Here is a 21,015-nt window from a genome sequence, read left to right as displayed (position 1 = left end):
ACGCTCTCAGCCCAAGAAACACTCCCTCAGCTGAGAGCATTATATTCATTACTCTGCCAATGCCCACGCACGATTGATCACACGTTTTGTATTTGCAAGAATAATATCTCCATCTTCATCTCCAAACGGTGTAACTTCCATTGAAAGTACATACGGATTTTCTGCATTGAAGAATCCTTCTTCTTTTAATACACAGAAGAAATCTCTTAACTCTTCTACATCATTTGCACTGTTCGGGAATCCAAATCTCGGGTGCTTGTCGCCATAAGCGTCGCATCCTTCTTTTACAACCGCATTTCCGATATGGAAATGTGTGATATAAGGTCTTACAGTCTGAACCACAAACTTGGACACTTCATATGTTGTCGGGAAGTGTGAAAGGTCAACCATTAAACCAAAGTTATTGTTGGTCTTTCTCATATCTGCAGCAAACTGTGCAGCATACGGTGCAGGACCGATCAAAGCAGCTTTATCCATATCGAAATCAAATACTTCAAGTTCTACCATCATTCCTTTGGTAGCTGCATAATCACATACCGCTCTTGTTGTTTTCAACAGCTGAGCGTATGCCTGGTCCTTTGTCTCTTCTTCCCATTTTCCTGCCAGGAATGCAATTCCGCCTGCTCCCAGGTATTCTGCTTCATCGATTGCTTCCAACAGAGTAGCTTCTGCTTTCTTTCTGCCTTCTTCATCAATGTCATTCGGATTCAATCCGGTACCAAGAAGTCTCGGCTGTGCACCATAGCAAACTTTCAGATGAGACTGATCAAGAATCTTCTTCGCCTGTTCTCTTAACGCATCATCCTTTACCTGTGTTACCTCGATAGCATCAAAGAAATCATCGCAGGCGATGGTCTTTAAAGAGTCTAAAAGTTCATAATCTTTCGGCGGATGTGTCATCCACTGAATCGTACCTACTTTAAAATATTTGTGAATTGATTCATTCATAATTACTGCTCCTTCTCTGCTTCTTACCTTTTGGTGTCAATGGTCAGGAACCGCTGCTATACAACAGCGATTCCCGCACCAGATTTATTATAGCTTATTTTACGTCAAATGTCATGCTACGTGTCTTTTCAGAGTACAGTCCTTCCTCTGTCGGGATGATTTCCTCAACCGGTTTAGATACTGTAGTTGTGTTAACAATGTCTTTCCAAGTAACGTTTCTGCAGGTGCTGTTTCCGCCCCATGTAGCACATCCAAGAGACATTGTAATCGGCAGTCCGTTGAAGTATGCTCCGGAGTTACCAAGTGCCTGCGGCTGATTTACAAGGATTCTTGCAACTTTCATCCGAAGTGCCATCTTGTCAACCTTAGCAGAATCTGTTGTGTGGATACCACAGCTATGTCCACATCCCTGATAATCAAGAATCTTTTCCATCTTATCCAGACCTTCATCAAAGTCTTTCGCAGGAATGATACTTACAACCGGGCAAAGTTTTTCGGTAGTTGTTACAAATCCTTTTCCAACTCCGTCTTTCTCCTCTAACAGGATGAACTTTGTTCCTTCCGGTACAGTGATTCCAGCAAGCTCAGTAATTGTCTTAATGCTTCTAGCAGCTGTCTGACGGCTGAGCTTTTTGTTTTCAGGCCACTCTGGCCAGATGGTCTTTACTAATGCTTCTTTTTCCGGAGATCCGTTTCTTGCGATAAATGCACCTTCTGCTTCGCAAGCTTTTACGAAATCTTCGTAGATAGATTCGCAGGCGATGATGTTGTTCTCTGAAGAACAGCTGGAAGAATTATCAAAGATCTGAGATTTGCAGATCAATTTTGCAGCATTTGCAAGATCAGCTGTGTCATCAATGTATGTTGTAGCATTACCAGCACCAACACCGATTGTAGGTGTTCCTGAAGAATAAGCTGTCTTAACCAGTCCGGATCCACCTGTAGCTACCAGGAAATCACACTGTTTCATCATTTCAGCTGCACATGGACGTCCAACATATTCCGGATCAACACAGATAACCAAATCTTCCGGTGCTCCCATCTGTTTCAGGACGCTTCTGATGTAATTTACTACATAAACAGCTGTGTTCTTTCCACTTCTGTGTGGGGAAATGATCAGGGCATTTCTGCTCTTCAATACCCAAAGAGTTTTAACGATCGGTGTAGCCTCTCCGTTTGTAACCGGTGTGATTGCTCCGATAACTCCCATAGGTTTGATATATGTAACTGTGTTCTTCTCTGTATCTGTCTCGATGATACCAACGGATTTTTCACCCTTCATATCACGATAAACACCCATTGCTTTGTTACGGATCTTATTGAATTTGTCTTCGAATACACCCATCTTAGACTCATCAACCAACATCTGAGCTGCTGTTCTTCTGAACTGCTCGTTACAAGCTGCATAAGAAACTGCTTCACACAGTTCATCAACTCTTTCCTGATCATATGTTTCAGCGATCTTCTGAGCTGCTCTTGCTCTTGCAACTAAACCTTCCATATACTCTGCGTAGTTTACTTCCTGTTCTGCCATAATAACATCTCTCCTTTTCTTTTTTATTTTTTGGCTTTTATTTTGGCTTTATTTTGGTTCTTGTTTATTATTTGGATCTTACCAGTTTTTGAATTTCGGCGGAGCTTTGTACAGACCATCTGACCAGTCTGTGATCTCCTTCATATTCTTAGCTGCCAGTCTCTCTCTGGTTGCTTCTGAAGGATCAATTCCGAGATCTTCTGGGAATGCTACCTTTCCAGCTGCTCTCAATTCATTGATCTCTTTCGTTGTAATGGTGTGTCCAACCGGTGTATCTCCTGCTACTGCAGCAATGATCTTTCTTCTTTCTTCCGGTGTTTCACCCATATATACATATCCAAGACCAACTTCTGTAATCAGATGGGTCAGGTCTTCGCCGTAGATCATTACCGGTGGCTCATCAAATCCAGCCTGTTTTCCTACTTCAACAGCATCTAACTGTTCTACGAATGTCGGGCCTGCTTTTGTCTGAGTACGAACGATCTGTGTAACCAGCTTGTTTCCTTTCGCCATCGGATCGGATGGATTGGTAATCATACTGTTCCATGCCGGTGAGGAATGTCTTCTTCCGTGTGGGTTGGATCCCATGTTCGGTGCTCCACCGAATCCTGTGATTCTTCCCTTTGTTACTGTAGAAGAGTTTCCATCTGCATCCATCTGAAGTGTGGAACCTGTAAACATATCAATTCCATACATACCAGCCATCTGTGCATAGCATCTGTTGGAACGAAGGCTTCCGTCTGCTCCGGTAAAGAATACATCAGATCTTTCTCTTACATAGTCTTCCATTCCAAGCTCACTACCAAAAGCTACAACGCTCTTTACCCATCCTGTTTCGATTGCCGGGATCATAGCCGGAATCGGGTTGGATACCCAGTTTGTACAAATCTTTCCTTTCAGTCCAAGTTCTTCTCCATATGTAGGAAGCAGAAGCTCGATTGCTGCTGTATTGAATCCAATTCCATGATTCATACGGGTAACGAGATGTTTTGCATAGATTCCTTTGATTGCCATCATTCCCTGAAGGACATGTACATCTTTGATGTACTGTGGGTCACGGGTCATGATCGGCTCGATCACACATGGTTCCTCAGTCGGAACAACTACGTCTACCCATTCACCAGGGATATCAATACGTGTAACCTTGTCAACCAGTTTATTAACCTGAACAATTACAACACCACTCTTAAATGCAGTTGCCTCAACGATCGTCGGAGTCTCTTCTGTGTTCGGTCCGGTGTAAAGGTTACCGTCCTTATCAGCTTCTTCTGCTACACACAGGCAGACATTCGGAATCAGGTCCGTAAACATACGGCTGAACATCTCCAAATATGTGTGGATAGCTCCAACTTTTACAGTTCCTGCTTCGATCATTTCCGGAAGTCTCTTTGCAGCGTTTCCTGCGTAGGAGAAATCAAGTTTTTCTGCGATCCCCAATTCGAAGATATCCAGATGTTCCTGCATCTGTGTACAGGACATTACGATGTGAAGTCCGTTTACCTTTTTCGGATCTACCGTAGCCAGTCCCTTTGAGAGCTGAACTGCCTGTTTCTGGTTGTCACCTTCGATCGCAACGGTCTCTCCCGGGCGAATGGCTGTCTCTAACAACTGTTTGATCTGATCTTCTTTTACGACTTTCCCATCAGAAAATTGATAGATCGCCTCCATTTTTTCCCGCTTTTTCTGACGCTCGGTATCCCATGCGTCTACTTCGTGTCTGATCATTTGCACGTCTCCTTTCTTGTTGCTTTGTTTTTTGTTATTATTTTTATTGAATATTCAATTTTTTTACTTTATAATAATTAATGCAAAACTTGTCATTTTGGGAGGGCATTTTCATGAAATTGTTACAACTTAAATACTTTCAAACCATTTGTAAATATAATAACATTACCCGAGCTTCCAATGAGTTGCATGTTTCTCAGCCAAGTCTTTCCAATGTCATCCGCGACCTCGAAGAAGAATTTGGTGTCACTCTTTTCCAACGTCTCAGCAAGGGTCTTTCACTTACTGAAGAAGGAAAAATCCTTCTGGAGCACACCGAAAAAGTTCTCAGTTGTGCTGATGTTCTGATAGAAGAAATGACTCGCCTCGGAAAAGCAAATCAAGAAGTTAAACTCGGAATTCCTCCGATGATTAGCTCTATCGTATTCCCTGGGATCATGAAAGATCTCCAGAAGCAATACCCTCTGACTACTTTAACTGTCACCGAACACGGATCTCTTACCAACAAATCCATGGTCGCCGATGCTCAGTTAGATGCTGCGTTAGTTTCCGGCGGTGAACCATTTCCAGCCTGCCTCGATATGATAGATATCTGTGACATTCCGATTTATTTCTATACATCCATTGAAAACCCTATTGCCTGCAGATCCGAAATTTCTTTCGAAGACCTAGAAAATGTTCCTCTGGTTCTTCTTAAAAAAGACACCTGGCTGACATCCCACGTCCTTCGTCGTTTTGAAAAAATCGGAATCAAGCCAACCGTCATTCTTTATACTGATCAGCTTCAGACAATCCAGCGTCTGGTAGATAATAATACTGCAGCAACTTTTCTCTTCGACGGAATCTTAAACACCGATGAAAATATGGTCTCTCTTTCTTTCCAGAAAGCTCCAACCGCCAAGGTTCGACTGATCTGGAACAAGAACCAAAAGCACTCTGAAGGCTTGAAAAACCTGATTCATCTACTCAAGAGTCGTTCGTAATCTGTTGCTGTGTTAATTTTTTATCTGTATTTAGTTTATTCGAAATTAAGCATTTTGTCTAATACGTGACAGTTATTGTGCCATAGTCTTTTGTTATACCTGCATTATTTTTTCTGTTTTTGAGTCAACAGTTTATGCAATATGCACAATACTCTTTTCCATAAAAACAACAAAGCTCCCGAAAGCTTGTAAATTCAAACATTTACAGCTCTCGGGAGCTTTGTTGTTTTCTAGTCAAATTTTATACAATTCTGAATTAACGCCCTGGCATCTGCCATTTGTTATGATCTGTATGCAATAACATGTGTGATTTGTGTGATAATGGCTTTTCAAAATAATCATGATACAAGCGAATCACATCCGGGTTCTCATGAGAGAATCTCAAATCTGCATGCTTATCCAGGAAGTATAGATTTTCTCCTCTGTCATGGGCAAGTTCCTCTCCATCATGAATCGGTTGTCCACCACCTCCGACACATCCGCCCGGACATGCCATAACTTCCACGAAATCATAGTGAACTTGTCCCTTTTCAATCTGTTCGATCAGCTTTCTGGTATTTCCCAGGCCACTTACAACCGCCGCACGCACTTTCGCATGTCCGATCTGCACCTCAGCCTCTATTACCCCACTTCCAAAAGCCGGACTACGCACAATCTTGAATGCATCCGGATCTGGATTTTTCCCCGTCAACAGATAATGTGCCGAGCGCAACGCCGCCTCCATAACACCGCCTGTCGCGCCAAAGATCACACCTGCTCCGGTATATTCTTTCATCAACGGATCGCATTCCCTGTCTTTTAATGTATCCACTTCAATATGTGCCGAGCGCATCATTCTGGTCAATTCTCTTGTTGTCAGGACGATATCTACATCATGTCCCGCATATTCTCCGGCATACAGTTCCATATTTGCCTCACCTTTTTTCGCAACACAAGGCATAACGGATACAGTCACCATATCTTCCGGTTTCACTCCGATAGATTCTGCAAAATAGGTTTTCATAACCGCTCCGAACATCTGTTGTGGAGATTTTGCGGTTGAAAGCTGCGGAACAAGATGTGGATACTGAGATTTGATAAATCGTATCCATCCCGGACAACATGAAGTAAACATCGGTCGCAGATTCAGTTCTCCTTTTGTAAGACGCTGCAAAAATTCATTTCCCTCTTCCATAATAGTCAGGTCTGCCGTAAATGATGTATCAAATACATAATCTACCCCCATCTTTTTCAGGGCATCCATAATCTTTCCAACCGTCGCCTCTTCTCTTGAAAGTCCAAGTGCCTCTCCCCAGGCCGCGCGGACAGCCGGTGCCACCTGCGCTACCACTACTTTTTTAGAATCCGCGATCGCATCCCATACTTTCTCTGTATCATCCCGTTCTCTCAATGCTCCTACCGGGCAATGTGTAATACACTGACCACAAAGAGCACAGTTTACATCATTTATTTTTTTATTTTCCTGTACGCCAACTGTTGTTCTGGATCCGGTACTCACCACATCCCAGATATTCAGACTCTGTACCTTATCACAGATCTGAACACACCTCATACATTTTACACATTTTCTGGCATCACGAATCAATGGGAATTTTTGATCCCAGTCATCCTTTTCATAGCGCTCTTTAAACGGGAGATCAATAATATTAAGATCATTGGCGAGCTTCTGAAGTGAACAATTTCCACTTCTGACACAAACCGCGCATTTACAGTCATGCTGTGATAAGAGAAGCTGCACATTTCTCTGTCTGGCACGACGCACTTTCGGGCTGTTGGTATAGATTACCATTCCCTCCTTTGCCACGTTATTGCAGGAAGTGATCACCTTTTCCATTCCTTCCACTTCTACTACACAGACACGACAGGCTGCAATCTCATTAATTCCCTTCAGGAAACAAAGTCTTGGGATAGAGATTTCAATCTGTTTTGCCGCTTCCATAATCGTGGTCCCTTCCGGAACACTTATCTTTTGATTATCTATTGTAAGATTTACCACAACGTCTCCCTCCCTCCTTTAAAGATTCCATAACCGAAATGGTCACACCTTAAGCATCTTCCGGCTTCCTGACAGGCTTCTTTTTCCGTCATACAGTTTTCTACACCTTCAAAGTTTCTTACTCTCTCAGCCGCTTCACGTTCCGTCAGGTTCACTCTTCCGCAAGGCGGTCTATCTGTGATCTTCGCTTCCGGAATCTCCACATCACAGCTGATTTCATGATTAAATCCCAGATATTCATCGATATTCGCCGCCACTACTTTGGCTGCCGCAATTGCTTTAATAACTGATGCCGGACCACTGGCACAGTCACCACCTGCAAACACTCCTGGAATATTGTCAAATCCACCATATCTTTCTGTAATAATCTTTCCGCGGCTGACAGGCACTCCTGCCTCCTCAAAATGCTTGGATTCTATGTCCTGTCCAATCGCAACGATCAGAGTCTGACACGGAATAAAACGATCTTCTTCTCCGGTTGGTTTTACACTGGCTCTTCCATCCTTAATTTGACTGATCATTTGCGGTGTCACATAAATTCCTTTTATATGACCATTTTCATCTTTTTCAATCCTCTTCGGTGCCATCAAAGTCTTCACTTCAATTCCTTCGGCAACTGCACCTTCGATTTCTGCCGGAAGTGCTGTCATATCTGCCACTCTTCTTCTGTATACGATGCTGACTTTCTCTGCGCCAAGCCGTTTTGCTGTACGTACTGCATCCATAGATACATTTCCGCCTCCAATGACAGCAACCTGCTGACCAGACAGATCCATATTCTGATTCTTTCCTACATCTCTCAAAAACTGTACTGCCGAAATCACGCCCTGGGCATCTTCTCCTTCAATCCCCAGTTTTTTATCCGTACTTGCACCAATAGTGATCAGGACAGCATCATATTCACTTCGCAGACTCTGGATCGTCATGTCCGTACCGATCCGTTTTCCATAGATTACCTTTACCCCAGTCTTCAGAATCGCCTGAATATCATCATCTAGCCGTTCTTTTGGCAAACGGTAATTCGGAATCCCGTATCGCAGCATACCTCCCAGCTTTGGAAGCATTTCAAAAACTGTAGTCTGATGTCCCATCAGCTGCAGGTAGTAAGCAGCACTTAATCCTCCAGGTCCTCCACCCACTACTGCAATCTTTTTCCCGGTTGATGGTGCACACTGCGGCGGATCCACTTCCCCGGCAAAATCTGCTGCCACACGCTTCAGTCCGCGAATATTCACTGCATCATCCACAATGTTTCTGCGGCATCTTGCTTCACACGGATGCTCACAGATAAATCCACATGTGGTCGGGAATGGGTTATCCTTTCGAATCAGACGTATCGCATCTGCATAACGTTTTTCTCCAACCAGTGCTACATAGCCCGGAATATCCACATGCGCAGGACATAATGCCACACACGGTACCGGCTGTTTGTACTGGCAGGTGCATTTTCCCTGATGAACATGTTCCTCGTAGTCTTCTCTGCATCCGATCAAACTCTGATAGACCATTCTTGCCGCTTCATAACCAATGGCACAGTCTGCACTGTCCATAATAGATACTGCAAGATCCTCCATAAGATCCAAAGACTCTAGCGTTGCCGTTCCATTCATCACATCCGTCAGAAGATTCTTAAGCTGCCACAATCCCACACGACAGGGAACACATTTTCCGCAGGTCTGTGCATGACACATCTCCAGAAATGCTCTCGTCATATCCACCGGACATAATCCCGGAGGACTGGCCTCGATTCTTCGCTCCAGATCACGATAAAGCCCTTCTATTACCAGTTGGGCTTTTCCAGGAACTGAAATTTCCAATCTGCTCATAATTCGTTCTCCTTCCTCTTTTTATGTTTCATATTGGACAATAAAACATTTCTTATTGATCAACAGTTCGTCAATTTACTGTCAAACTGCTCAAAAAAAGAGCTGTCCGACATCGGACAGCTCTTTAAAATCTGTTCTTACTTTCTTTTTAATTATAAATGCTGAAACCCAGTCCTTACGGCCGTCTTTCGATGATTGTGTATATCATAGCCTACTTTTTCACTCTCGTCTAATACCTTCTGAAAGATAAGCCATAATATTTTCTTATACCACATCTGACCACTTTTATTTTCCGTTAGCTGCGCAACATCAGTTCAGCATCATACGGTCGTTTGCAAATTCTCCGCCGCTTACTTCTTCAAATTTTGCCAGAAGATCAGAAACTTTCAACTGTTTCTTTTCTTCCCCGGAAACATCATAAATAATCTTTCCTTCATGCATCATAATCAGACGATTTCCATGTGCGATGGCATCTTTCATATTATGCGTTACCATCATGGCCGTCAGATGATTTTCCTGAATGATCATGTCAGAAATTTTCAGCACCTTCGCAGCCGTCTTCGGATCCAGTGCCGCTGTATGTTCATCCAGTAACAGCAGCTTCGGATTCTGAAGCGCTGCCATCAACAGAGTAACTGCCTGACGCTGACCTCCGGAAAGGAGTCCCACTTTACTGGTCAGACGATCCTCCAGTCCCAGATCCAACTCTGCCAGTTTTTCTTTATATGTCTCACGTTCCTGTTTGGTAATGCCCCATTTCAGTCCGCGGTGCATTCCTCTTCTTGCAGCAATTGCCATATTTTCATCAATCGACATGGTTGCTGCGGTTCCTGTCATCGGGTCCTGAAACACTCTCCCCAGATAACCTGCACGTTTGTGTTCCGGTAACTTGGTAATATCTTTTCCATCTACGATGATCTTTCCCTGATCCACCGGCCAGAGTCCGGCGATCGCATTCAATGTAGTGGATTTTCCTGCTCCGTTTCCTCCGATGATCGTCACGAAATCTCCCGGATTCAGATTTAAGTTTACTCCGTTCAATGCCACCTTTTCGTTGATGGTTCCCGGATTAAAAGTTTTATGAATATCCTGAATTTCTAACATGTAGCCCATTCTATCGCACCGCCTTTCTCTTGTTTCCATATTTTGCTTTCAGATATGGAATTGCAAGGAAACATGCAACAACGACTGCTGAGAACAGTTTCATATAATCTGAAGGCATCTTCAGCCACAGCACCAGTGTGTAAGCAATATAATACAGGATAGCTCCCACATAAACTGCACAAAGTGTAAATGCAAATGCCATCTTTCTTCCTGCACACAGTTTTCCGAAAATTACTTCACTGATAATTACCGCTGCCAGACCGATTACAATGGCTCCACGACCGGAGTTGACATCGGCTGCCCCCTGATACTGTGCATAGATTCCACCGCACAGACCAACCATACCGTTGGAGATCATCAGCGCAATGACTTTGGTGAAATTGGTATTGATGCCCTGAGCTCTTGCCATCTGCTCATTACATCCTGTCGCACGGATTGCTGCCCCGATTTCCGTACCGAAGAGCCAGTACAAAATTGCCACCAGGATCAGACATCCGATGATCAGCTTTGCAAAGAAGAACATTCTGTCATCTGCGGTTACATAACGAAGTGATGCTACCAGGTTTTTCTGACCGATTCCGATACTCTGGTTTGCTTTTCCCATAATTCCCAGATTCACGGAATACAGGGAAATCTGGGTCAGGATACTTGCCAGAATCCCGGGGATTCCAAGCAACGTATGTAAAAGTCCAGTTGCCAGGCCACCTGCCATTCCAACCAGAAAAGAGAAGATCAGAGCCATTGCCGGGTGCATTCCTCCTTTGATCAACACGACCGCCACAGCGCCTCCTGTTGCCAGTGTTCCATCAACGGTCAAATCCGCGAAATCCAGAATTCGGAAGGTAATGTATACCCCCAGTGCCATGATTCCCCAGATCAGTCCCTGTGCCACATTTCCCGGTAGTGCCCGCACAAGTGCCATAGGGTCTAATGTGCTAAAATAAACTGCCATATCTCTTTTCTTCCTTTCCTTTTATATACGCAAACTGCTGCCGTAGGCAAATACCCACGGCAACAGTCTCATGCATTCGTTCATTCCTTTAATTTTTTAATCTTGTCGTCTCAGATTTCCATTCTAATTACTCTGCGGAAATTGCTTCGTAATCATCCGGTACTGTGATTCCAAGTTCCTCACAGATCTCTGCATTATACATCTTTGTCACCTTCGGAGCGCTCTCAACTTTCATAGTTGTGATATCTCCTCCGTTTGCCAGAATTTCGTATGCCATTTCACCGGTCTTGTATCCAAGATCATAGTAGCTGATGGACAGTGTTGCAATTCCGCATCCTGCGCAAATTCCCTGCTCGCCTGCGATTACCGGAATCTTTGCCGGAATCACCAGATTCTTTACGATATCTGTATTGGAAGCCATTGTATTATCGGTTGGGATATACAATGCATCACAGGATTCTATTGCATTCTGAACAACAGTCTGGATCTCATTGGAGTCTGCTGCCGTATATTCTTCGTAATCAATTCCAGCCTTCTTCATGGCTTCCCCAAATAACTCTGCCTGATATTTGGAGTTAGCTTCTGCGGAACAATATAAAATTCCGACTTTCTTTACATCCGGTACCAGTTCCAGAAGCATATCTGCCTGCTCGTCAATCGGTGCCAGGTCACTGGTTCCTGAAACGTTGATTCCGGTTGCTCCCTGCCAGTCATCGATTTCCAATGCTGTTGCGTAATCTGTAACAGAAGTTCCCAGAATCGGAATGGTGGATGTAGCCTGTGCTGCTGTCTGAAGCGGCAGTGTAGCATTTGCCAGGATCAGATCCACATCTGCGGATACGAAATTGTTAATGATGGTGCTGCACATTGCCTGCTCACCCTGAGCATTCTGTACATCAAACTTTACGTTATCTTTTCCGAATTTCTCTTCACATGCATCCTGGAATCCCTGAGTTGCTGCATCCAGAGCCTCATGCTCTACCAACTGGCAGATTCCGATGTTGTACTGCTTATCAGAAGATGCTGAATCAGAAGAATCTTTGGAATCAGAAGATCCTCCACATGCTGCAAGTGAAAGCACCATTGCGGATGCTGCCATCACTGAAAATAATTTCTTTAACTTCATAAGATTTTCCTCCCTGTGCTTTTGATCTGCCGTTTTCATCTCTTTAACGGCACGATGCTTTAACGTTCAAAACTTTAACGCATCAAAGCGATACTAGAATTATACGGCAACTGTTCTTATCCGTCAAGTGTTATTTTTTGTCCCATCATAAAAAACATGTAACTCATATCTACAAAAAGTCATAGACTTTTCCATATATTTTCAGTACTATAACTTTATAAAACAGAATGGAGGTGATTCCTTTGAAAAGCAAGAAACGAATACTCAGTTTACTTATTTGTGTTGCGATATTATCTACTCTTATGCCAATCAAAAGTTCGGCGGTAGGTGTATGGAAGCCATCGCTGAAGGTCAATCGGAATAAGGTAGTCTTTGCAGGACATACATGGTGGGTGATCGGCGACGGAACCAGTGGTATATATCCACAGCCGGGTCACGCCACGCTTCTCGCCTCAGATTACGACAGGGAATACCAAAATATTCCATTCCGCAGAGGAAGTGCGAATTCCTTTGGAAATTCAAGTCCATTTTCTACCATCGGCCGTGGAACCATGTATTATGCAAACAATCCTTCCGGGATGTCGGCGTGGAGAGCTCCCAATGAATATGGCGGAAGTACCCTACAGCAAAAATTGGTCCAGATTGCAAATGGCTTGCCGGCAAAAGAGGCATCCTATATCCGTCCAAGGACCCTGACCGGAAATGACAGCATCACCGGTCCATCGGTCAGCAATCAAAAGCTATGGCCGCTGTCCCTCGAGGAATACAATACCATAGATGTGGAAGCTGTATGCCTCTACGGAGGTCAGTTTGATCATTTCTGGCTGCGTACTCCCGGTTATGGCAGGGACGGTGAAAGAGCCCGGCAATGTCCCGGTCGTTATAAGGTGCCGTCATCGGCCGTCATGTTCTATAATATCGAAGTAGACAGGGATATCGGTGCCAGGCCTGCCCTTAATGCAGATCTGTCTTCTCTCCTCTTTATCTCCAATGCGGATGATGCAAGCGGGAAGCCTTCTGTATCTGTGGAAAATGGTTTTGTCGCGACAGAGGAACCAGCCGAGTTGGTAAAATTTACCATGAAACACACAGATCAAAAGCTGAATGTCTATGCGACCTGGGGGCAGAGCCGACAGACGGGAGAAACACTTTCTTTTGGTTATGCCAATGCAACCGGAGGGGCAAATCAGTATATCTCCTGTATCTTGACCAATCGCTATGGTGACTTGCGGTATTATGGCAAATTAGTCGACAGTTCCAATGCATCCAGCGGATTTTTATCTATTCCTCTTGCCGGTGTTAGAGATAATGAATACACATTGTCAATCTTTTCTGAGCAAATAAACGATTCGCGCTCTATGGACTTTTGCAGTGAGCCGGTGACAATGCGTGTGGTCGTATCCAATGGTGTGGGAATCGTGAGCAGCTATCAGGGTGATATGCATTACCATACGTGGAATCCGGATGCATGGGCATACGATGATTCTTTCCACTGGCGTGAATGTCTCGCACCAAATTGCCCACTTCCAGACAACAGCCAAAAAGACGAATATGCGATGCATGTCTACGATCAGCAGGTGAAAGATGATACCTTTAAGGCCAGTGATGCCACCTGTACAGAGGCGAAGAAATATTACTATTCCTGTATATGCGGTGCAAAGGGAACGGAAGTATTTACCGACGGAGATCCTCTTGGACATACCTGGGAGTCCTGGCAGCGTGACGGTGCGGATCAGCACACCCGTACCTGTTCTGTCTGCTCCGTTTCTGAATCAGAAGCATGTTCCGGTGGTACGGCCACCTGTATAGATCAGGCTGTCTGTACAAAATGCCACGAGGCTTACGGAGTTCTCGATCCCAATAATCACACAGGCATTGTCACCTGGATCCAGACGGCTAACACACACCAGTCTGTCTACAACTGCTGCCATGCGGTTGTTGTGGCAGAGGAAATGCACGAATGGAAAAATGACGTGTGTCTTGAATGTGGTTATCCCTGTCTGCATACCGGTGGTACGGCTACCTGTTCCCAAAGAGCTGTCTGCGAGATCTGTGGCAGCCAATATGGAGATTTGGATCCCAATCACCACCAGGCAGCAAGTGAGTGGACACAGGAAAACGATAAACATTATCACAAATGTATTTACGGCTGTGATACCCATCTCGATGAAGCCGACTGTTCCGGCGGTACGGCTACCTGTTTACAGAAAGCTGCCTGTACCGTGTGCAGCAATACATATGGTACATTGGCCGCGCATCGTTTGAGTCACCGGGAAGAGAAGGCAGCCACCTGTACGGAGGCGGGCAACACCGCATACTGGCACTGTTCCGTCTGTATGAAAAAATTTGTCGATCAGTATGGAAGTCAGGAAACAACAGACGTTATTCTTCCTGTGCTTGAACATACTTACGGGGAATGGATGGTCACAAAAGCTCCTACCTCCAAGGAAACCGGAAGTAAAACAAAAAGTTGCACAGTTTGTGGACATACCATAACTGAGGTGATCCCCGCTACCAACAATCCGACAAATCCCCCGGGACAGTCCGGCGGGGAAGTTTCGGATCCTTCAGAGTTAGATTCATCGGGAACGAATTCAGCCTCTAAAGCGACTTCAAACCATATCCAGAATCCGCAAACCAACGACAGCAATCTGCTTTCGCATTGGTTTATCCTGATTCTTTTAAGCGGCATCGTCCTTTCCGGCACAGTTATCATTTATAACCGAAGAGATAAAAACTAATTCAAATGCTTCCTACTGATTTTGTAACTTGATTGATCAAATAAGGAGACAAAAAGGCACCTCCGAAAGAGGTGCCTTACATCTGTATATCATTGTCATACACGCATAGGAACATATATCTGCATACAATATGAGCCTACAGCAGTCGGAAAACCTGCTGCACCGTTGCTGCAAGATTTTCTTTTGCATTTTCCGGCTTCATGGCTTCTTCCAACGTCGTAATTCCGCGAACAATCGGGAAAAATGCATCGATTCCCGCATCGTTGCATGCCGTTGCATCCTTTGTCACACTTCCGGCAAATGCAACTACTTTCGCTCCGTATTTCTTTCCGACTTTTGCTACACCAACCGGTGCTTTTCCCATGGCTGTCTGATGATCCAGGCGTCCTTCTCCTGTCACTACTACATCTGCATCTTTTACTTCTTCTTCCAGCCCCACCGCATCCAGGATCAGCTCGATTCCCGGTGTTAGTTCCGCATCTAAATAACTCAGGAATGCAAAGCCAAGTCCTCCTGCTGCCCCGGCTCCTTCTGTATCTTTAAACTGATTCTTCCGATCTCTTCCGGTTACTTCCGCATAATGAGCCATTCCTGCATCCAGAACCGGCTTCATCTCTTCTGTCACACCTTTTTGCGGTCCGTAAATATAAGTTGCTCCATTGGTTCCGCACAAAGGGTTGTTCACATCACATGCCACACGGAAATGACATTCCCGAAGTCTCGGATCCGCCTCTGTCTCATCTATCTTCCACACTTTTGCCAGTGCCTGTCCGCCTTCCCCTGCACACTCTCCATTTTCGTCATAAAACTCAAATCCCAGTGCGCGGAGCATTCCGATTCCACCGTCGTTGGTCGCACTTCCGCCGATTCCAACAATGAATTCTCTGCATCCTTTTTCGATCGCGTCCAGAATCAGCTCGCCTACACCGTAGGTCGTCGCTTTCATCGGATCTTTTTCCTGATCCGGTACCAGAGTGATACCCGCTGCAGAAGCCATCTCCAGAACCGCCATATTCTGTTCTTTCAGATAACCGTAATAAGCAGAAACTTTCTGTCCCATCGGTCCTGTCACTTCCACATCAACTTTTTCTCCGCCAAATCCCTCGATCAGAGAATCTGTTGTGCCCTCGCCACCGTCTGCCAGTGGTCTTACTACCACCTTCGCATCCGGCTTCACCGACAACACTGCATCTTTGATCACCTGTCCTGCTTCCATAGATGACAGACTTCCCTTCAGAGAGTCGATCGCTACCACTACTTTCATATACTTCCTGCCTCCTGTTCCATTTCATTCGCAGCTCTTTCTCATAAAATGCTCTTTCATTTACTATGTTCATTATAACAAAGTCCCGAGGAAAATAAATAGTCCAAAGACTAATTTTAACAAATTAATTCACTTTATTTTTAGTCATTCGAACTATCTTCACATAATAATGCCAACTGTAATTGAAATGCTTCCTGAAACTCTCTTGGATTTTTTCCACATTTCCCTGCAATCTGATCCAACTGATATTGCAGGGTATTTCTGTGAATCCCCAATTCCTCTGCGGTTTCCTTCAGGGACTGATTGTTCCGGAAGTAAATCTGGAGCAGTTCTTTTTCTTTTTCCTTCAGTTTCCCCAGAATCTGTTCCGCATACCGCCTCTTCCGTTCGGTTTTCACACTTTCCAGAATCATTTCTGCTGAAATCTCTTCAAAACTGCAGAACTCCTGATTCATCCTTTCTCCCCTCTGACTGGCTGTCCTTGCATTTTCATAGGATTTCTGGAGTTGATATAAGGATTCCGGTTCTCCGATTCCCGCAAACACACTCTCCGGATGCTGTCTCAGAAAAGAAGGAAATTCCAGTCGTTTCCATTCCTTTTCGGTCAGAATCGCCACCCATTCCCTTGGATAGTTGTATAGCGACAGTTGTATTTTCTTCTCCCGGAAGAAAAATCTCAGTACCGGTTCCATTCCTCTCTGACGGATCTTGAGTCGAAGTACCTGCCGTTTTTGTGTTTCGTCGATTCCAAATTCTTCCATCAGATCTTTCATTCGCTCCGGATCCTTTAAGTCTCCATGAATCAGCGACTGAATCAGATATTGCAGTGCCCGGTCTTTTGACAGTAACTCTTCATTTAATTTCTGTTCTTTCAGAAAGACTTCCGTGATCTTCGTAATCAGAAATCCATAAGCATCCAGTTCTTTCGGATCTCCTGTAATTCCGATCACACCCAATACCTGATTTTCCAGAAAAATCGGATAATTAATTCCCGGTCTTGCTCCCTCAAACGGATGCTCCTCATCCACGATCATTCGTTTCTTTTCTTTCGCCGCATAGGCTCCGGCCTGGTGAAAATCCCCGATTCTTTTCTGGTCACTGCTTCCGATGATCCTTCCGTCCGGATCAATAAAATTAATATCTCTTTTAACTACCTCATAGATCGCTGTCACGATCTGCGCTGCCAGTTCTTTCGTAATCTCCATATCTTATCCCGCCTTTTTTCAACGATGTCCTGTATATTTGATTCCTATTATATCGGTTTCCTTCTGCCCGCACAAGCCACAGATCTGATACTTTTCTCCATCCGTTCTGATTCGGATCGCCCCCATTTCTACGGTACAGAACTTCGTCACGCCTTCTTCCGCCAGCCGGTTTATGGTTTCTTCGTGAGGATGCCCATACCGGTTTTTCTTTCCTGCGGACAGGAGCGCACATTCCGGCTGAACCACAGAAAGAAATTCTTCGGAGGTGGAGTTTTTCGAACCATGATGAGCAACTTTCAGCACCTCGATTTCTCCGATTCCACTCCTTTCTTCATTCTCTCTCTGTCCTTCCTTTTGCTTCACTCTCTTTTCTTTTTCCGATGCCAGTTTTTCCGTCAGCATACGCTCTCCCTCCCCTTCCACATCGCCGGTCAGCAACAGATCAAATTTTCCATATGACAGTTGCAAAACCATCGATGCCGCATTTCCCGGTTCCGGATATTCCATTTCTCCCGGCTGCAAACAACGGATCGTTCCACCTGAAAACGCCAGGATCTGTTCTTCCTTCATCTCCACTACCCGAATCTTTTTCGTTTTCGCCAGCGACACCAGTTCTTCCAGTTGTTCCTCCCACACATCTCGTATCGGAACCACGAGATTTTCTATTTTCACCCCCCGATCCACTCTTTCCATCATCTGAACAATTCCACTGATGTGATCCTGATCCCCGTGCGTCACAAAGACATAGTCCAGTCTGCTGATTCCTCGACTTTTCAGATAGGGTTCCAGCCTGTATTTTGCCAGATCTTCCACATCCAGACTTCCTCCGTCCACCAACAGGTTCTTTCCATCCGGAAAATGGATGGCAATTCCATCCCCCTGTCCCACATCCAGCATCACCATCTCCAGACCTTTCTTCTTGCTTTCAGGCAAAAGAAGTAAAAGAAAAGCCAGCATTATGGCAAGCGTCATTCCCGCTATTTTCTTTTTCCTTCCTCCGTCGCTTTTTTTCTCTTTTCCCGGAACCCTGTGTAGCTTCGTTTTACCTCTTCTTTTCTCTCTTTTTCTTCTCTGCTTCCTTCTGCCTTTTCTCTTTATGGCGATCCACACACCTAGAAAAACCAGCAAGTAATATCCTGCCATTTTCCAGATTTGCGGTTTTCCTGTCACGATTCTTGCTCCCGGCATCTTCAACGTAATCTGACATAATCTCCGATAACACTCCAGAAGCACTTCCGTTCCTTTCAGAATGCCCCTTCCGGCTCCCCATACCATTTTCCCTGTGACCGGCAAGGAACCGCCTGCCAGAAAAAGAGAACCCAGAAGCGCACTTCCAAGCAATACCGGCATCAGTGGAATCACGACTGCATTCAGTAAAATGCTGTAACCGGACACCTCATACTGATAAAAAAGCTGAATGGGTAATAGGAAAATCTGCACCGCTACTCCTGTAAATCCGGCCCACATCGTAATTCCATTTACCCGATTCTCCAGCAGATTCTTTCCAATCTCCTGCCAGAGCAATATCCCGGAAATCGCTCCGAAGGACAGCCAAAATCCACTGTCTGTAAAATATAAGGGCTGTATTCCCGTCACAATTGCCGCCGCCAGAAACAGCGCTGTCCAGCCATCATAAGTGCGTCCCGTGATCTCTGCTCCTATTTTCACCAGATACATCACCAGCGCTCTGGTCGTCGAGACTCCGATCCCAACCATCAACACGTAAAGTCCCAGAAAAGAACTGCCCACCAGTCCCGCACTCCAAAAGGGAAGCCCTCTCTTTCTTAAAAACTGATACAATCCGATTCCAAGCAGAGACATATGTAACGAGGAGATTGCAAGAATATGACCGATTCCTCCCAGTTGAAATTCTTCTTTTACATCCGGATCCATTCCGCTTTTCTCGCCCAGAAGTATGGCTGCGACGGTGGCCGCATGTTTCTCATCCATCCCCCGGTATAACATTTTCTTCCATGCGGTACGAAATCTGCAAAGTGTTTCTGAGAGTTCACTTGTCTGCATCCTTTCCGGCACTTTTTCAATCTTCTCTGCAAAAAACATTGCCGCAATCCCTTTCCTTCGGTAAAATGCCCGTGAATCAAACATGCCCGGATTTACTGCCCGGTCAAAGTATCGCAGTGTTCCCTGAATCTGCACTCTGCTGCCCACAGGAAAATGTTCCCGGCTTTCTTTGTCATACACCAGAAGTTTCCAGTTTAAACCCAATTGTTTGTTGGATATTTGCTTCTGATCCGAAGCCTTTGAAATGAAATCATTAGAATTTGAATCATTAAGAATTACATCAAGATTTGCTACATCTGAAATCGAAGCAGGTGAATCAACCAAATCTTCCGAATCAATGGACTCCATCGAATCTTTCAAATCGGTCAAATCTTTCGAAACAGATATCAGTTCATAACAGAGGGTTCCATCCCCTCGTTCTTCCCAGCGCTGAACGGTTCCGCTACATAAGATCGTACTTCCTTCTTCCCCGAGTTGACGCAGAAGCGCCTGTTCCGGTTCAGGTTCCATCTGCCACAACCGGAACACCTGTATCAGAAGGAAGCCCGCCGCCAGGACACAAAGCGGTCTTTTTGACAAGCTTCCACTCCTTTTCTTTTTGCTCTTTAATTTTTCTGTCCGAATTTATTGTACCAGATTCCCATTCATTTTCAGCGGCTCCGAAAGGTCCAGTGAATCCATATAAGAGACTTTCGTTTCACCGTTTACAGAAATCTGTACTTTCGACGCATCCGTTCCCTCAATCAGTGAATTCACCAGAGAATAGATCGCCACTTCCGGTGTCACGTCATAGGTTACATTCAGAAAATTTTCATCCAGATTCACATAACAGATTCCCTCTTTGACCGTAACTCCCAGAACTTTGGTATCCGGATTGAGCGTCGGGTACTCTCCGCTTTGCGACGGCCCTTTCAGAATCTGTTCCACAATCAGCTTTTCCATCGACACATTACTGCTGTATTTCACGGTCACTGTTTCCTCTTTCAGCGCATCTCCCGTTTCGTTTGAAAAATAAAGTTTCAGGGTCGCATCCTGATAGGAGTGAAGTGCGGATCCACTGTTCTGCACAAAATTATCCTGATTCAGATAACCGATGGCATCTCCGTTTTCATCCTGAATCGGTTCTTTTCCCACTGTAAATCCCACCATACGGATTCCCGAAACCTGTACAATGGATTCCACCACAGCCGCCCGAAGCAGGACACTCTGGATCGTATCCAGTTTCAGATACTCTTCACTCAGATCCACTGTCAGCTTTTTCCCGGACAGTTTTACATCTTTCACCTCAACCCCTTTCGGAATTGACGGTTGCATTTTTTCTTTATCCGGTGTCTGTTTTAATTCCGTCAAAATCTGCTTTGCCTGCTCTAAAGCCGTACTTCCCTGCAGGTCATACTCTTCTTCCACCAGTCCGGTCTTCTCCGGATTCACATAATAAAGACAGGTCTTGTCTTTCTGTGAAAGAATCGGCAGTCTGCTGCATCCGGTAGCCGTTGCCATCAACAGACTGAGCATGATACAGGTCAGAAAGATCTGTTTTGGCCATTTTCTTTTTTTCCAGATATTTTTCCACACGCTATTCTTCATTC

The 21,015-nt window shown here is 44.8% G+C and carries 14 protein-coding genes; 2 read left to right on the top strand and 12 right to left on the bottom strand.

Annotation, left to right across the window (positions count from 1 at the left end; all coding sequences use genetic code 11):
• Window positions 1–48 precede the first annotated feature (48 nt).
• From KGMB01110_RS13255 to mdcA, 3 genes are all read right to left on the bottom strand, one after another.
• Window positions 49–948: a sugar phosphate isomerase/epimerase family protein gene (locus KGMB01110_RS13255; RefSeq protein ID WP_117603704.1), complete on the bottom strand. Its 900-nt coding sequence runs from the start codon at window positions 946–948 to the stop codon at window positions 49–51.
• Between the two features lie 94 nt (window positions 949–1,042).
• A complete protein-coding gene (locus KGMB01110_RS13250; RefSeq protein ID WP_117603705.1) occupies window positions 1,043–2,482 on the bottom strand; it encodes an aldehyde dehydrogenase family protein in 1,440 nt (479 codons plus the stop codon).
• A gap of 78 nt (window positions 2,483–2,560) precedes the next feature.
• Entirely contained in the window at window positions 2,561–4,207 is a 1,647-nt protein-coding gene (gene mdcA, locus KGMB01110_RS13245; protein WP_117603706.1) for a malonate decarboxylase subunit alpha, read from the bottom strand.
• A gap of 113 nt (window positions 4,208–4,320) precedes the next feature.
• On the opposite strand from mdcA, the gene KGMB01110_RS13240 reads away from it, so the two are divergent.
• Window positions 4,321–5,190 carry a LysR family transcriptional regulator gene (locus KGMB01110_RS13240; RefSeq protein WP_158555716.1) on the top strand — a complete coding sequence of 290 codons (870 nt, stop codon included), beginning with the start codon at window positions 4,321–4,323 and terminating at the stop codon, window positions 5,188–5,190.
• Window positions 5,191–5,446: 256 nt separating this feature from the next.
• On the opposite strand, the gene KGMB01110_RS13235 is transcribed toward KGMB01110_RS13240, so the two are convergent.
• The 5 genes from KGMB01110_RS13235 to KGMB01110_RS13215 all read right to left on the bottom strand — a co-directional run bounded on the left by KGMB01110_RS13235 (window position 5,447) and on the right by KGMB01110_RS13215 (window position 12,194).
• Window positions 5,447–7,186 carry a [FeFe] hydrogenase, group A gene (locus tag KGMB01110_RS13235; protein ID WP_119298810.1) on the bottom strand — a complete coding sequence of 580 codons (1,740 nt, stop codon included), beginning with the start codon at window positions 7,184–7,186 and terminating at the stop codon, window positions 5,447–5,449.
• Window positions 7,180–9,012, bottom strand: coding sequence for an NAD(P)-binding protein (locus KGMB01110_RS13230; RefSeq protein ID WP_117603709.1), 1,833 nt, complete (start codon window positions 9,010–9,012; stop codon window positions 7,180–7,182). Before KGMB01110_RS13230 ends, KGMB01110_RS13235 begins: the two co-directional genes overlap by 7 nt.
• Before the next feature lie 309 nt (window positions 9,013–9,321).
• A complete protein-coding gene (locus tag KGMB01110_RS13225; protein WP_172590456.1) occupies window positions 9,322–10,116 on the bottom strand; it encodes an ABC transporter ATP-binding protein in 795 nt (264 codons plus the stop codon).
• A gap of 10 nt (window positions 10,117–10,126) precedes the next feature.
• Window positions 10,127–11,068 carry an ABC transporter permease gene (locus tag KGMB01110_RS13220; RefSeq protein WP_119298808.1) on the bottom strand — a complete coding sequence of 314 codons (942 nt, stop codon included), beginning with the start codon at window positions 11,066–11,068 and terminating at the stop codon, window positions 10,127–10,129.
• A gap of 127 nt (window positions 11,069–11,195) precedes the next feature.
• Window positions 11,196–12,194 (bottom strand): ABC transporter substrate-binding protein, encoded by a 999-nt coding sequence (locus KGMB01110_RS13215; RefSeq protein WP_117603712.1) that lies wholly within the window; start codon window positions 12,192–12,194, stop codon window positions 11,196–11,198.
• A 242-nt stretch (window positions 12,195–12,436) separates the two neighbouring features.
• Between KGMB01110_RS13215 and KGMB01110_RS13210 the strand changes: the two genes are divergently transcribed.
• Window positions 12,437–14,935 carry a hypothetical protein gene (locus tag KGMB01110_RS13210; RefSeq protein ID WP_119298806.1) on the top strand — a complete coding sequence of 833 codons (2,499 nt, stop codon included), beginning with the start codon at window positions 12,437–12,439 and terminating at the stop codon, window positions 14,933–14,935.
• Between the two features lie 136 nt (window positions 14,936–15,071).
• Here KGMB01110_RS13210 and KGMB01110_RS13205 read toward each other — a convergent pair whose 3' ends face one another.
• From KGMB01110_RS13205 to KGMB01110_RS13190, 4 genes are all read right to left on the bottom strand, one after another.
• Entirely contained in the window at window positions 15,072–16,199 is a 1,128-nt protein-coding gene (locus KGMB01110_RS13205) for a glycerate kinase family protein (RefSeq protein ID WP_117603714.1), read from the bottom strand.
• A gap of 140 nt (window positions 16,200–16,339) precedes the next feature.
• Window positions 16,340–17,404 (bottom strand): CdaR family transcriptional regulator, encoded by a 1,065-nt coding sequence (locus tag KGMB01110_RS13200; RefSeq protein WP_117603715.1) that lies wholly within the window; start codon window positions 17,402–17,404, stop codon window positions 16,340–16,342.
• Between the two features lie 18 nt (window positions 17,405–17,422).
• Entirely contained in the window at window positions 17,423–20,005 is a 2,583-nt protein-coding gene (locus tag KGMB01110_RS13195; RefSeq protein ID WP_119298804.1) for a ComEC/Rec2 family competence protein, read from the bottom strand.
• Window positions 20,006–20,050: 45 nt separating this feature from the next.
• A complete protein-coding gene (locus tag KGMB01110_RS13190) occupies window positions 20,051–21,001 on the bottom strand; it encodes a GerMN domain-containing protein (protein ID WP_170141733.1) in 951 nt (316 codons plus the stop codon).
• Between the last annotated feature and the right edge of the window lie 14 nt (window positions 21,002–21,015).

It is taken from the genome of Mediterraneibacter butyricigenes, from assembly GCF_003574295.1.
GTDB classification, from domain to species: domain Bacteria; phylum Bacillota; class Clostridia; order Lachnospirales; family Lachnospiraceae; genus Mediterraneibacter_A; species Mediterraneibacter_A butyricigenes.
This window is presented reverse-complemented; position numbering and strand designations above follow the sequence as displayed.